This is a genomic window from Chryseobacterium sp. HNCC26DJ241, assembly GCF_057180505.1.
In genome coordinates, this window is the sequence record NZ_JBXUGL010000017.1 from 1 (window position 1) to 14,574 (window position 14,574).

The 14,574-nt window shown below is 32.4% G+C and carries 16 protein-coding genes; 4 read left to right on the forward strand and 12 right to left on the reverse strand.

Annotated elements, in window-relative coordinates; translation table 11 throughout:
* Positions 1-91: 91 nt before the first annotated feature.
* The 10 genes from AC2A1C_RS09275 to AC2A1C_RS09320 form a co-directional block, all read right to left on the reverse strand.
* Complete coding sequence (locus AC2A1C_RS09275; protein ID WP_484025429.1) at positions 92-1,051, reverse strand: chorismate-binding protein; 960 nt, start codon at positions 1,049-1,051, stop codon at positions 92-94.
* 15 nt (positions 1,052-1,066) lie between these two features.
* Complete coding sequence (locus AC2A1C_RS09280; RefSeq protein WP_484025430.1) at positions 1,067-1,498, reverse strand: PaaI family thioesterase; 432 nt, start codon at positions 1,496-1,498, stop codon at positions 1,067-1,069.
* 157 nt (positions 1,499-1,655) lie between these two features.
* Entirely contained in the window at positions 1,656-2,462 is an 807-nt protein-coding gene (locus AC2A1C_RS09285; RefSeq protein WP_484025431.1) for a hypothetical protein, read from the reverse strand.
* 167 nt (positions 2,463-2,629) lie between these two features.
* Positions 2,630-3,577 (reverse strand): CE1 family esterase, encoded by a 948-nt coding sequence (locus AC2A1C_RS09290; protein ID WP_484025432.1) that lies wholly within the window; start codon positions 3,575-3,577, stop codon positions 2,630-2,632.
* 241 nt (positions 3,578-3,818) lie between these two features.
* Complete coding sequence (locus tag AC2A1C_RS09295) at positions 3,819-4,502, reverse strand: hypothetical protein (protein WP_484025433.1); 684 nt, start codon at positions 4,500-4,502, stop codon at positions 3,819-3,821.
* A gap of 274 nt (positions 4,503-4,776) precedes the next feature.
* Entirely contained in the window at positions 4,777-5,349 is a 573-nt protein-coding gene (locus tag AC2A1C_RS09300; RefSeq protein ID WP_484025434.1) for a 1-acyl-sn-glycerol-3-phosphate acyltransferase, read from the reverse strand.
* Between the two features lie 281 nt (positions 5,350-5,630).
* Positions 5,631-6,539 (reverse strand): alpha/beta fold hydrolase, encoded by a 909-nt coding sequence (locus AC2A1C_RS09305; RefSeq protein WP_484025435.1) that lies wholly within the window; start codon positions 6,537-6,539, stop codon positions 5,631-5,633.
* 104 nt (positions 6,540-6,643) lie between these two features.
* Positions 6,644-8,365: a PspC domain-containing protein gene (locus AC2A1C_RS09310; RefSeq protein WP_484025436.1), complete on the reverse strand. Its 1,722-nt coding sequence runs from the start codon at positions 8,363-8,365 to the stop codon at positions 6,644-6,646.
* A 30-nt stretch (positions 8,366-8,395) separates the two neighbouring features.
* Entirely contained in the window at positions 8,396-8,737 is a 342-nt protein-coding gene (locus AC2A1C_RS09315; protein ID WP_484025437.1) for a PadR family transcriptional regulator, read from the reverse strand.
* Between the two features lie 322 nt (positions 8,738-9,059).
* Positions 9,060-11,207 (reverse strand): endonuclease MutS2, encoded by a 2,148-nt coding sequence (locus tag AC2A1C_RS09320; protein WP_484025438.1) that lies wholly within the window; start codon positions 11,205-11,207, stop codon positions 9,060-9,062.
* 619 nt (positions 11,208-11,826) lie between these two features.
* Between AC2A1C_RS09320 and AC2A1C_RS09325 the strand changes: the two genes are divergently transcribed.
* The 4 genes from AC2A1C_RS09325 to AC2A1C_RS09340 all read left to right on the forward strand — a co-directional run bounded on the left by AC2A1C_RS09325 (position 11,827) and on the right by AC2A1C_RS09340 (position 13,595).
* Positions 11,827-12,336 (forward strand): GNAT family N-acetyltransferase, encoded by a 510-nt coding sequence (locus tag AC2A1C_RS09325; RefSeq protein WP_484025439.1) that lies wholly within the window; start codon positions 11,827-11,829, stop codon positions 12,334-12,336.
* An 84-nt stretch (positions 12,337-12,420) separates the two neighbouring features.
* Entirely contained in the window at positions 12,421-12,618 is a 198-nt protein-coding gene (locus AC2A1C_RS09330; RefSeq protein ID WP_484025440.1) for a hypothetical protein, read from the forward strand.
* On the forward strand, positions 12,606-12,929 hold the full coding sequence (locus AC2A1C_RS09335) for a hypothetical protein (RefSeq protein WP_484025441.1): 324 nt from the start codon (positions 12,606-12,608) through the stop codon (positions 12,927-12,929). The genes AC2A1C_RS09330 and AC2A1C_RS09335 overlap by 13 nt, the downstream gene beginning before the upstream one ends.
* 24 nt (positions 12,930-12,953) lie before the next feature.
* Complete coding sequence (locus AC2A1C_RS09340) at positions 12,954-13,595, forward strand: uracil-DNA glycosylase (RefSeq protein ID WP_484025442.1); 642 nt, start codon at positions 12,954-12,956, stop codon at positions 13,593-13,595.
* A 5-nt stretch (positions 13,596-13,600) separates the two neighbouring features.
* Here the strand turns inward: AC2A1C_RS09340 and AC2A1C_RS09345 are convergent, their stop codons facing one another.
* Positions 13,601-14,077, reverse strand: coding sequence for a hypothetical protein (locus tag AC2A1C_RS09345; protein WP_484025443.1), 477 nt, complete (start codon positions 14,075-14,077; stop codon positions 13,601-13,603).
* A 4-nt stretch (positions 14,078-14,081) separates the two neighbouring features.
* Complete coding sequence (locus AC2A1C_RS09350) at positions 14,082-14,573, reverse strand: DUF456 domain-containing protein (RefSeq protein ID WP_484025444.1); 492 nt, start codon at positions 14,571-14,573, stop codon at positions 14,082-14,084.
* Position 14,574 lies beyond the last annotated feature (1 nt).

Sequence of the window (14,574 nt, forward strand, 5' to 3'; positions counted from 1 at the left end):
AATATTATCAAAAGATACGGACGTTTTGTACAAAACGTCCGCATCTTTTTACTAAAACGTCCATATCTTTTTGTTAAAAGGTACGTATCTTTTAACAAAAAGAAATAAAATTCTTTTCCAAAACCTGCATTTTCAGTTCGGTTTCGTTCCATTCTTTTTCGGGAGAACTGAGTGCTGTGATTCCGCCACCTGCAAAAAGTTGAGCAGAATTTTTATATAATTTTCCGCAACGCAAATTCACAAAGCAGAGAATATTTTCTTCCGTTTCTATTCTGGAATAACCGGCATATAATTCTCGGTCGAAGTTTTCCAAATTTGAAATTGCTGTTTTGCATAATTCTTTTGGAATTCCGCAAACAGCAGGAGTAGGATGGAGTTTAGAAATCAATCCGTCGAAGTTTTCAAAATTTATTTTTGCTTTGAAATCAGTTCTTAAATGCTTGATATTGCCGGAAATATGATCGTATGTTTCAGATTGATGCACAACTTCGGAATATTCTTTTAAAATTTCAAAAATATATTCGGAAACGGGTTTTTGCTCTTCTATTTCTTTTTCGGTCCAGTTTTCTTCCACAGGTAAAGTTCCGGCAAGGCTCATGGTTTCAAATTCATAAGTCTTTTTATTGAATTTTCCCAAAAGTTCAGAAAAAGCACCGATCCAACTTTCGTTTTCTTGTATAAAAAAATAAACAAGTGCAGAAGGGTATCTTTCGCAAAGATTGAAAAAAGTTTTAGAAATATCGGGAGATGAAAGAGGAATTGTTTTTTTTCTGGCAATGACCAGTTTTTTTAATTCATTTTTTTTGATGAATTCAATTGCATTTTCAATTTTACTCAGATATTCTTCATGGGTTTCATCTTTTTCAGAAAACTGATTTTCAGGAAGATGAAAAGCTATTTTCGAGATTTCAGAAGAAGATATTTCTTTAATTTTTCCATTAAAACAAACAGTTCTATTTCCATCAAACGAATGAAACTGAACGACCGATTTTTCAGAATTTTCATCCGTCGTGAAATATTTATCTTCAAAAGGAAGCCTGAAAATAAGCATGTTTAATTCAGATTTTTAAACTTTACCAACCGGAATAATGTTGTTTGTCATCGTAGTGTGGTTGATGAGATTTCCTTTTTCGTCACGAATTTCAATTTGCGAAACGTGCATTGTATTTCCTTTTCTGATGAAAGTTGCGGTTCCGGTTACAATTCCGCTTCTTTTTGCTCGTAAATGATTGGTGTTCAAATTTGTACCAACCGGAACATGTTTGGATGTATCTAAATGGATCAAAGAAAGACAAGAACCTAATGTTTCTGCTAAAACGCAACTTGCACCACCATGAAGAATTCCGTAAGGTTGATGAACTCTAGAATTTACAGGCATTGTTGCAGTAAGTGAATCATCCGAAACATCTGTATAAATTATCTCCAGAGTTTCATTTAAAGTATTTTTACTGGCTGCATTTAGCCGATCAAGTATTTCTTTTTTTCTGTTTTCTTCCATTATATCAGTTTAGTTTAGAGTTCAACGGTTTGCAGTTTGGCGATGTGGCGGAATTTTAGCGCTCAAGCACAATAGAAATACCAATGTTCAAATATAGCAAAAAAGTTCAATGGAATTAATTCAGCCCCCGCTTTTGCGAAACCGATGTTAGCAAAAGTTATTTTAATTTTCCACTTAAATCCTGAATGCTTTTCTCAAGTTCTTTTTGTTTGTCAGCATTTTCACGAACCAAATAATCTTGTTCTAAAATTGCAACAATAGCATCTTTTACAATAGGAAAATATGTGAGGCATTCTTGCTCTTCTAATTCGTGAATTCCCTTACTAATAATGGAATAAACTTTTTTATATTTAACTACTGCTTCAGGTAAATAGTTTTTTAATAATTCTATTCTTTCAGAGATTCTTGAATTTATATAATTATCGTCAATCCAATTATCTTCTTTTTTTGCTTCATTATGATAATTTTCTATCAAATTTTCAAATATTCTTCTCAAATATACAAAAGAACCGATTCCAACGCCATTTGCAGAAAGACCAATTGCCTTATTGAACTCACGAAGATTTTCTTTTGATATTATTTTAGAAAATTTTTTGTATTTACCAATTTCTAAATCTGCGATAGTAGGATATTGCCCGATTTTCTGAAATCTATAAATTGTAATATCGTCATCTTCATCAGACTCAATTAGTTCTGTCTCCAAAAAGAAATATGTTGTTATTTTATATGAGTTTCTTACACATTTTAACTCTCTTTGAATAAAACCTTTATAACCAGACAAATATCCATAAGAAACATTAGATGAACTAACTTGATAACTTGTGTTTTCGTTTAACTTCGGATTGTAACCGTCTATTAATCCTCTATAATTTAAAAAACTTAAAAGAGCTTCACACTTTTCTTCGTCAGAGTCGGTAAATTCTAAAATTTTGTAAAGAGGTATTTCAAAATATATTTCCTTCATTTAGGGTAGTTTTTTATAATTTCTGCTAACGTACCGGGGCTTTGCGAAGAAGCGGATTTAGAAGCACAAATGTTCGGTTTAGCACAAATGTTTATTAGAATTTCGAATGTTCAAATTTAGCACTGAACCCGCTTTTTTGCAAAACCCTTGTTAGTGGCAGTTAATTTTTATTGTCGTTTAAATCGTTTAAAAAATGTCCAAATTACTTCACAAGCATTCATATCTTGGGTTGTCTTTCCAATGATAGATTCCGGCAAATACTGATAACCTTGTGGCCAAGTATGTCCTCCATTTGAAACTACATAACTTACTACTTCACTTCCGTTTGTTCCACCAGAATATACTCTTTGTTTTATCGTTGTTCCGTCATTTGCTATGTCTGGTAAGTCTGTTATTATTGGTGTTGTGTTGCATCCATTAATTGCTACCCATTTGTCTATGGCTTGAAAATGAGATAAAACAGTTCCACCTGCTGTTCCGCCTGCTGTCATTTGTCCACCAGTGAAAGGAACAAGTGGGTCGATTGTTCCGTGAATATAAATTATAGGAACGGGTCTATTTGGATTGCAACTTGGTGCAATGGTGTTTGCTTCAATTGTTGCCGCATCAACTGCAATTGCTGCAATTCTATTGCTTAATTCACAACCCAAACGTGAAGACATAAATCCGCCATTTGAAATTCCTGTTGCATAGATTTTTGTTCCGTCAACCGAATTATTTGCAATCATATAATCACACATTTGGTTGAAAAAACTAACGTCATTTATTCCTAATTGATTTGGCGTTGTTGGTCGTCCATCGTTCCAATTATTTTGAATTCCTGCTGGATAAACCAAGACAACTTTATCTCTGTCGGCAATAGTTTTGAAATTTGCAATGTTTATCATTCCTTCAGGTGTTCCACTTCCACCGTGAATTGCAAAAATCATTGGCATTTTTCCTGCGTTGTTGTATCCTGTTGGTAAGTAAACAATAAAACTTCTTGCGTTTCCGTCAACTGTTAGGTTTACTGTCTTTTGTTCGCTTGGTTTGTCGGCAGTTGTTGTTGAATTGTCATCTTTATTACACGAAATTAGTGTAATCAGAATTGTCATAAGTAAAACTATTTGTCTCATTTTTATTTTAATTTATCTCATTTAGACAGTTTACGGGTCGTTTGGTTTAATTGCCACTAACGGTTGGCAGCCTTGCGATGTGCTGGTTTAGAAAGCACTTCACTATCTGCTACCACAAATATATATTAAATGCTCTACAGGTTATGGCAAGCGCCAACAAAAAGTTTACACCGCTGAAAAATGCGCTTGCAACTTGCACGAACCCCAGTATATTGCAAGGGTGCTGTTATGCGTTCGGCTTTTATTTTGTCTTGCCAAGTTTAATAAGTTTTTCAAAATCAGTTTTTATTCTTTTTTGTTCTTCAAGCAAATAGTCGTCTGCGAAGGGTGAACCACAGTCTTGGCTATTTAATTGATGAAGTAGTTTTCCATTTTCAAAATAACTTCGGTCTTCAACTATTTCTGACTTTTCAAAGTCAAACGCTTCAGTGTCATTATTCACTTTCATAGATGTCGAGTCGTAATTCATTGGTCTGTTGTATTTATAAGACTTTCCAAACACGAATGAAAGTTGTCCGTTTAGTAAATAATATTCTGTCAATAGTTGAAAGGTCTCTCCGAAATGTCGGGTAGTAATTTTTTCTAATTGTCCGCCTTTATAATAATATTTTGCTTCGCCACCTTCGGTAGTTTCCCAAATGTCTTTGGTTTCAATGGTTGTCCAGTTTGCAATTGAATTAATTCTTTTGAAGTTGGCTCGTATAGGTTTAAGTCTTTCAGTCAAGTATTCATTAACTGGCAAATCTTCTTGATTAAACGTCTCTTTGAGTTCAACGGTGTCACGTTGTAAACTGTCAACCTTAACTAGTGTCGTGGTCGTTGTCGTGTCGGATGAATTTTCCTGTATATTTTTATTGTCTGTCCCGCAGCCAATAAAAATTACTGTCCCCAAAGTCAATATGTAATATGTCAGTTTTTTTCTCATTGGTCGTTTTTTTTAAGCTGACGCATAACACCCAAATATACGCAATAACAAATTTACCTACAAAATAGTAAATACTATTTTAATTTGTTGATTATCAAAATTATAAATATTTTCAAACGACTACAAACGATAATAAATGACTTTCTCCCAAATAATTTTCTGTTTCTTCTGTAACGATCTAGTAAAGACCCCGAAAAAAGAAGTAGCAAAGCACCTTAAAATATAACTTTGCGTTAAATTATATATGCTGCTTTCCGCCAATTTCACGATAGTATTAATAAATCTGCGGATTCCAGTTTTTCGGAACTTTTGGATGGATGTCGTATTTTACATAATAATCCTGAATTTCCTGCATAATTTCTTCAAAAGGAACGGAAGCAATTTTTTCATACGGAATCTTGTATCCGAGATACATGGTTTTACTTTTAAAATCTCCGGCTGCTAAAACGATCGGCACTTTTGCAGTTTGAGCCATGTGATAAAATCCTTTTCTCCATTTCGGAACCCAGCTCCTCGTTCCTTCCGGTGTAATAACCAAACTGAAATCTTCTTTTTCAAAAAGTTTGGCTACGAAATTTACCAAATCATTTTTCTGGCTTCTATCAATTCCTATTCCACCTAAACTTTTTATGATTCCTCCATACCAGGCTTTTGTATGAGCATCTTTAATGATTACTTTCAGTTGCTTTCCTAAAGACCAATAGGCTAAATTTCCGAGTATATATTCATTATTGTGAGTGTGAGGAGCGACCACCAGAATACAGCGGTCGAGATTATTAACATCGCCTTGTATTACCACTTTCCAGCCTATTATTTTGAGGATCAGTTTTGCAAAGGATTTTTTCATTCTATGATTTTTTTTTGAAAAATTTGAAAACAAAAAGTATAACCACAGAATGGTTATACTCTACAAATATATTGAAATATTATCGCTTCTAAAACTAAAATAAATTGCTTACGAAATCTACTAATTTTATTAAGATTTCTAAAACTACTTGTACCATGGTTTAAAAAAATTAAATGGGTTATTAATTTTCAGATCAAATTTATAAATATTCTATGGATTTTGTTTAATTAAAATAGTTAAATTTTTAATAAATTTTATTCATAGATTGCTTTTTCATAGTGTTACTTGTTTGTACAATTTTGAAAAGTTTCTGTTACAAACTTTGCGACCAGTTCAGGATTTTGAAAATGTATTCCGTGAGAATAATTGGGCAATAAAACAATCATACTCTTTTCGCTATTTCGTATTAAATCTGAAAAGTGCTTTATCCTGATATCATCATATTCTTTCCACCATTGTTTTATATTAATTCCTAAATTAAATTTTTGGTTCATTTCCTCTTCATATCTTTCAATGGGTTTGTTGTAAGAAATGATTACTGTTGCCGGAATATTGCCCAAAGGTTTAAGGTTTTGATATTCTGTAAAATAAAAATTCTTCTGTGTTCTTTTCGCTTCAGCTTTTAAACCATTTGGAATATCATTGCTTTCAGACATGGTTTTAAGATTCAAAGCCCATATTTCTTTATAGCCTGTTTTGCTTTTTGAAAGTTCTTTTGCATTTTTATTTTCGGAATCTGTAAGCATAAAATCGGTAGGATCAATAAAAACCAATCCGCAAACTTCTTTTTCGTACTTAGATTGAAACAATCTTATGTATGCTCCACCAATAGAATGTCCTACTAATAAATATGGAGGATTAATTTTAAGTGTTTCAAGCAAAGTATGCAATCGATCCACAATTTCTGCATCGGAATTTAGGGTTGTATCGGTTTCAGATTGTCCAATTCCGTTTCTATCATATTGGATTCCGGAAATGTTTTTCTGAAAATAAGGAAAAAGCTGTTCATAGCTGCCACCTCCCAATCCATTCTCAAATACAATAACAGGTTCGTTTTCTTTTCTGTTTTCAAGATTAAATGTTTTGTAAGAAATATTTTTTCCGTCAATTTTCGCTAACATATTTTCTTGTGCAGAAAGATTAGAAAAACAACCAATCAAAAGAATAGTACTTAATAGTAATATTTTCATTTTGCAAAATTTAGGAATATAAACTCTCGATTTTTTTAAGAATAAGAGAAAAGCGGAGGAGCATTGCTTATATTTTTCCGCCTTTCATCTTATCCACTCTCAGTTTATTTATTAGTCTTTATAGAAATTTCTTTCTTTCCGTCTTTTATTTTGATGTCTACATCTTTTAGTTTTTCAAAATCCATTTTCATGGAATCTAAAATTTTATCTGCTTCATCTTTATTTACTTTTTTTCCATTGATGATTACGCTGTCCTTGTCTTTGTTATCATATTCTATTGTAGAACCATTGATCGTAATTTTATTTTTTTCTATTTCTACAGAGTTTTCATCGTTGCTTGCGTCATTGTCTTCATCATCATCGTTTATTCCGTTGTTGTTCAAATCTCCGTCAAAATCTATTTCATCTTTTTTCAATGGAAGTACAACAGCGTTTTGAGGAACTACCAATTCATAATCTACACTATAATCTCTGAAACGATGTTCGTATGGATATTTTACATAGTTTGGAAGAAGGATTTTATTATTTACGATTTCTACCGGAACACTTACCTGAATAGGAATATTATATCCTTTTGCTTCTTTTTTGATGATAAGATACGGAGTCTTTACATCCGGTTTTCTGGTAAGTTCCACATGGATCCAATCTTTTTTGAAAACTGATTTTTTGTCAGAATAAAGATCATCATCATATCCTGTAAAATTTTGCGGAATAGTTACTTGTTTTACATCTACATATAAACTATCGGAAGTTGTATTGATGGATAGTTCTTCTGTATCTTGTTTGCTGCCTTTCAGGAACATATCTTTTTTAGCCATGTTTATTCCGAAATAAGTGGAGAAAGCAATAAGAGCTAAGAATAATGCACCTAATACCCAACCTACGTTTCTCAATTTTGTTTTTGGAGATAATAGTTTTACGCTTAATAATCCGAAAAGAAGAGCAGGAATCAGACTTCCTATAGTAATTATAGCCATGATTACGTATTTCATTCCGTTGTTATCGAAATAGAAATTCATTTCACTAACAGGAGGAAAATCATTATTTCCCATGAATCCAAAAGCTACGATAGAACCGATCAGAGAAGAAAATGCCATCAATCCGAAAATTCCACCAAGTATATATCGAATTACATTCCATGCACTATTTCCGGCAGAATTAATCAAAGGTTTGCTTTCGTTGTACATTTCTCCTACTTTTTGTCCTGCTTCATTGGTAAATTGTACAATTTTATTGGATTCTTCTTTTATGGTGTCAAAATTCACAGGCTTTCCCTTCATTTTCAAAAAATCGGAAGTAGATTGTGCTTTTGGAAGCACCGCCCAAAGAATAACATAAAGTATGATAATCAAAGTCGTGGAAATGGCAGCTGTAAAAAGACCAGTTATAGCCAATAGTAACCAAATTACACGCATCCAACTGATATCCATTCCTGTATAATGAGCCAAACCAGCGCAAACACCGCCTAATTTTGCATTTTCAGGATCACGGAAAAGTTGTTTTTTTCCATCAGTGTAAGCTGTTTTTTGAGATTTTTTAGAGCTTTTGTCAGAATAATAGGTTTCTTCCTGTTCTTCGATAGCTTCAGGAGTTCCTAATTGTGCAATTACTTTTTCTACATCATCATTGTTGATTACTTCACGCTTTCCAAGAGAATCATTGAAAATTTCTACCATTCTGATTTCGATATCGTGCATTACTTCATCGGCTTCAGAAGCATCCAGCGAATTTCTCAACGCTGCAAGATAATCGCTTAGTTTTATATATGCATGCTCCTCAATCATAAATGAGAAACCTGCGAGTCCTATTGAGAGTGTCTTGTTCATTTTTTAAGTTTTTTTGAATTATCCTTACTGTTATACAGTCTGGTTATTGTTTTTTGTAATTTGATTTACAGAATCTGTGAGTTCATTCCAAGTATTTTGCAGTTCTGTAAGGAAAATTTTTCCTTTTTCGGTGATCTGATAGTACTTTCTTGGTGGTCCGCTCGTAGATTCTTCCCATCTGTAAGTGAGAAATTCGCCGTTTTTCAATCTTGTGAGGAGAGGATAAAGTGTGCCTTCCACCACATCCAGTTTTCCTTTTTTGAGCTCGTCTATCAAATCCGAAACGTACATTTCTTTTTCGCAAATCAAACTCAAAATACAGAATTCCAGAATTCCTTTACGCATTTGCGCTTTTGTGTTTTCTGTGTTCATCTATTTTTGGAGTTATTAGTTAGTTAAACAATTAATTTACACTATTAAAAAGTTATACCTTTAACTTTACATGACAAAGATATAAAATAAAAATGGTATCATGCAATACAAAGTAGTAAAATAATTTTAAAAATTTATTTAAAGCGTTGATTTTCAGTGGCAAAAATTTTGGAGGGCAGAATTGTAAAAATGAAAAAGAGAATACTAAACCTATCATTCCATAGAAAGCTCAACGGAATCTAAAATTTGAAAATTCAGATTTCTATGGGATGATAAGCAATTGACTAATTGTAAAAATACAGATGATAAATAGTAAAGAAAACTAAATTCTTTCCAATTCATCAGCATCAATGGTTGTTTTGAAAGTTCCGTAATTTACGATTACCTTGTTTTTGGAAATTTTTTCAATTGTTCCCACACTTGTACTTCCTGTGATACGGACACGTTGTCCTACTTTCATCCAAAGAGCGCGATCGGTTTTGCGTTTTTCTTCCAGTTTTTCGTTGGTTTCGGCAATTTTTTCCTTGATGTCTTCTTTTTTCAGTTGTTGTGTGATTTTCCGTTTGATTACTTGCAGACGTTTGCTTTCATCTTTATCAGAATCAAGTTTCCTGAATTTTTCCTGTTCAAGAAGTTTCACGAAATCTTTCACTACATCTTTTCGGGATTTTCCCTTTGTATAGCTATCGATGAATGCCTCAATCTTATTCCCGAACTGCAATTTTCTGTGTTCTTCTTCATACAATTTTTGAAAGTTGAATAACTTTTGCTGAAGCTGTTCGTTCAGTTTTTGAAGATTGTCGCGTTTGTCTTCCACAGATTCTTTCTTCTCTGCAAGATCAGACTTTAGTTTTTCGACTTCAAATTTTTCCTGCTGAAGTTTTACAATAGTTTTGTCAAGATTTACAACATCTTTTTCTATTTTTTTCTTTGCAGAATGTATGATGAATCTTGGAATTTTATTTTTTTCGGCAACCTCAAAAGTAAATGAACTTCCCGCTTGTCCTACTTCCAGTTTGTACATCGGTTCCAACGTATCTTCATTGAAAAGCATTGCCGCATTTTGAGCATTCGGAAGTTGCTCTACCACTAATTTTATATTGGTATAATGCGTTGTAATAATGGCAAAACTTTTTTTGTCATAGAAAAATTCAAGGAAACTTTCTGCTAAAGCACCACCCAATTCAGGATCTGAACCTGTTCCGAATTCATCAATCAGTAAAAGTGTATTGGCATTAGCTTCACGAATGATTCCCGACATTTTTCGAAGCCTTGAAGAATAGGTAGAAAGATGATTTTCAATAGACTGATTATCACCAATATCTGTCATTATTTTTTCAAAGAAAAACATTTCAGATTTTGGATGTACAGGAACTAAAATTCCACTCTGAATCATCAATTGAAGCAATCCTACTGTTTTCAAAGTAATTGATTTTCCTCCTGCATTCGGTCCGGAAATACAGATGATTCGGTTATGCTCTGTTAAAGTAAGAGTTTGAGGGAAAATGGTTTTATTTTCCGCTTTATTTCTTAAAAATAGTAAAGGATGGAAAGCATCTTTTAACCTCAGAGTTTTGTGGCGGTTTATCTTTGGTAAAACCCCGTTAATTTTTTCTGCAAATTTTGCTTTGGCTCTCGTTAAATCAAGATCAAAAATATAGGTTTGATATTCTGAAAGTTGTTGCTGAAATTCGGCTAATTCGGCGGTAAGTTTTCTCAAAATCCGGTCGATTTCCTTTTTTTCTTCCTCTTCATTTTCACGAAGTTTGAAGTAGTGTTTTACCACATTTTCCGGCTGAATGTAAGTAATAGAGCCTGTTTTTGAAATTCCTAAAACTCTTCCCGGAACTCTTTTTTTGAAGCCTGATTTTACGGCCAAAACTCTTTGGTCTTCAATAATGCTTTCGCGGATATCATCTAAAAATTCGCTTTGTCCGTAAGTGGTCAAAGCCCGATTGAAGTTTTCCTGAATGGTTTTTTTAGCATGTTGAATCTCCGTTCTTAATCCTTTTAAAGTGGAAGAAGCCTCACTTTTTACCTCACCAAAACGATTGAAAACTTTATCAATTTTTTCAATAATTTCTTTTTTAAATTCTAATACGGAAACTTCTTCTGAAAGCGTAGGAAATGTTTCCAAAAGAGTGGGGAAAAATTTCTGAAGTTTCCCAATCTGCTCAGTAATGGTTTTTATTTTGATAAATGAATTATTCTCCAAACGAAAATTTTCAATGAGCATCAGTTTTAATTCAGTTTCAATATCTTCATATTCATCAAACGGAATTGCATTTGAGCTTTCAAAACTGGTAAGATATTCTGAAGTTTTTTTCAAAGAAAGTTCGGCCTCGTCAATTTGCATTGGATGAAGTCCGAGAATTTTTTCCCTCGTTTTTGGGGAATAAGCAAAAGGAGAAATTTCCGAAAGCAGTTCCGGAAATTCTAATTCATTTAAATCTTCTTGATTAATATTCACGGTGCAAATTTAGTGAGAAATTTGAAAATGAGTTAATTTGAGAATTTGAAAGTGATTGTTTTTGCTTTATTGAACCGCAAAAGTTTCAGTACATTTTACACTTTAGTTGTTGTAAGACTTTTTTTCCTACAAAGAAGAACACATTAGTTTCTGAAAATCTTTGATTTTCTTCTTAGTGTGAGCTTTATTGTTTTCAATGTTTTACTTTCTTAATTTTTCTAATGTGTTTAGAGAAAATCTTTGTGACTTTTATGGTTTCAGTGCATTTTACACTTTAGTCGTTGTAAGACTTTTTTTATTGCAAAGAAGAGCACGTTAGTTTTTGAAAATCTATGATTTTCTTCTTATGTGAACTTTAGTATTTCAATGTTTTACTTTCTTAATTTTTCTAATATGTTTAAAGTAAACTTTTATGACTTTTGTGGTTTCAGTGCATTTTACACTTTAGTTTTTATAAGAAGTTTTTTCCAACAAAGAAGAACACGTTAGTTTTGAAAATCTTTGATTTTCTTCTTATGTGAACTTTATTGTTTTCAATGTTTTACTTTCTTAATTTTTCTAACGTGTTTAAAGGAAATCTTTATGACTTTTGTGGCTCAGTTTTTATTACATTTGAAGCATGAAACTGGAAACTGAAAGACTACTATTAAAAGAAATCAATGAAAGTCACGTTGAAGATATTTTGAAAATTCGGAGTAATGAAGTGATTAATCAGTTTGTGAGAAGAAATTCTCCTAAAAGCAATTATGATGCGCTTCAGTTTATTTTAATGATTAAAGAAAGAACCCAAAATAATCAGACTTATTATTGGGGAATTTCTTTAAAAGATCCACAAAACCTTATTGGAACGATCTGTCTCTGGAATTTTTCCGAAGACCGAACAGCTGCAGAAGTCGGTTACGAATTATTGCCTGATTATCATAAAAAAGGAATTATGTCCGAAGCGTTGAAAGCTGTTTTAGATTTCGCTTTTAATGATTTACATCTGCATAAAATTTTCGCGATGACACATAAATTTAATGAAAACTCAAAAGGTCTTCTTTTGAAACATGATTTTGTTTTGGAAGAGGGGAAAGTAGATGAAGATGTTCCGGAAAATTTGGTTTTTAGTTTGAGGAAAGATAGGTAGAATATTTTGAAAATGAGTATATTTGTTTTAGAATAGAAATAGTTTTTTTATTGGAATAATTATTTTCATTATAATATATGCATTATGAATCTTGCAACCGAAAAAAATGAAATCATAAAATGGATCAATTCTCTTGAAAATCCTTTTATTATTGCTGAAATTAACAAAATCCGTAAAAGAGAAAATTTTGATTTTGAAAAGGAGTGGGAACGTAGCATTTCAGGAGAAGAGCTAAAAAAGAGAACAAAAGATTTCCTTAAAACATTACCTTGGAAAAAGTAATTGTTCAGTATTTACCAGAAGTTGAAAATTATTTAAACGAACTTATTTATTTACTTTTCCAAAAAGAATATTTCAGCTATTTGGAAACTTCTTTGGACTATGTTGATGAGATTATAGATTTTATAGACCACAATATTTCTCTTTTTCCACATAAAAAAACACCTCTTCATCTAATAGAATTTGGTTCAAAGTATATATTCTACAAAGTTAATAATCATACAACTTGGTATATTTTTTTTGAAAATTTTGAAAATCGATATTTGATAACTCATATAACTAATAATCACACAGAAATTATTAAATTTTTGTAAATATTACAATTTCACTCATAAAACATGACCTGGACAGAAGTTTTAGCCCCCATAAAAAACACAGAATATTTTAAAACTCTTTGGGAAAAAGTAAAACAAGAATATGCAGCCTCAAAAGTTTTTCCTCCAAAAAATCAGATTTTCAGAGCATTAGAACTTACACCTTTTGACGATGTTGAGGTGGTGATTATCGGGCAAGATCCTTATCATAATGATTTTCAGGCAAATGGTTTGTGTTTTTCTGTTTCGGAAAATGTTTCTGCACCACCTTCACTGAAAAATATTTTCATCGAATTAAAAGACGATTTAGGAATTGTAAGAACTTCCAAAGAATTGGACGATTGGGCAAAACAAGGCGTGTTGTTACTAAATGCTACTTTAACGGTTCGTGCTCATTCTCCAAATTCGCACAAAGATCTGGGTTGGGAAAAATTTACGGATTTTATTATTAAAGAAGTTTCGTATAAAAAGGAAAATGTAGTATTTGTGTTGTGGGGAGCTTTTGCACAAAAAAAAGAGGAACTCATAGATTCCTCAAAACATTTTATTTTAAAATCTGCACATCCGTCTCCATTTTCAGTTCACAGAGGTTTTTTCGGAAGCCGTCCCTTTTCCAGAATCAATGAATATTTGATTTCAAAAGGCAAAAAACCAATTTCCTGGTAAATGTATTAATTGTTTTCAATTTGATTTTCAGTAAGTTTCTGAATGGAAATACCTATAATGTAATTATCAGAATTTTTTGAACGGGTTACTTCTTTCAATTCAATTTTATATCCATTGAAAACCGCTGTTTTTGAATAATTTTTGGAAGGCATTGTCATTGTCGCTAATGAAACCTTCATTGGTCTCGTAGCAATTCCCATTAGTTCTATTTCCGCAATTGCCACTCCTGCCCAAACACATTGTACATCTTCCGGACATCTACTGTCTTCGGAAATGGAATGAAAGGTTACATTCATTTCGTATTCTTTCAAAAACTTGTTTTCACCTTCTTTTAGATAGATAATTTTTCCATTGTTCTCATTATCTGATGCTTTTGATTCTGTAGCAGAAGTATTTTCCGTTTTTACGTTCCGGCTTTTGCATGAATTGCAAAACATTAAGCCAACAAGTAGAAAAGCCAGAAAAGAAAATTTGTAAAACATAATTTTAGCGTTTAATAATATCATAGACAACGACCAAAAACATTGCCAAACCAACCACGAAGCTAAATCCGGTTCCGTATATGAATCCTATAAATGAACCTTTCACAGAGTTCCAGGCTTTCTTTTTATCATTGGCATCATGCAATAATTCTCCGATAAAAACACCGGCAAACATTCCTATCAAAAAACCTAAAGGAATTGGTATAAAAAACATTCCGACCAAAGTCCCAACTACAGAACCAATACTTCCCCAGCGTGTTCCTCCATACTTTTTGGTGGTTTTTGCAGGGATTATATAATTCAGAATAGCAGAAGCTATAGTTAAAATGGTGAAAATCCAAATGTAAATCATGGATAGATTGGAACTTGTTCCAAATTTATACAACAAAAGCCCGGCTAAACTTAGAATTAATCCGGGTAATACAGGGAGAAAAGTTCCGAGCATTCCTACAACAAGTAGAATTAAACTTATAATAATAATTGGTCCTTCGTTCATT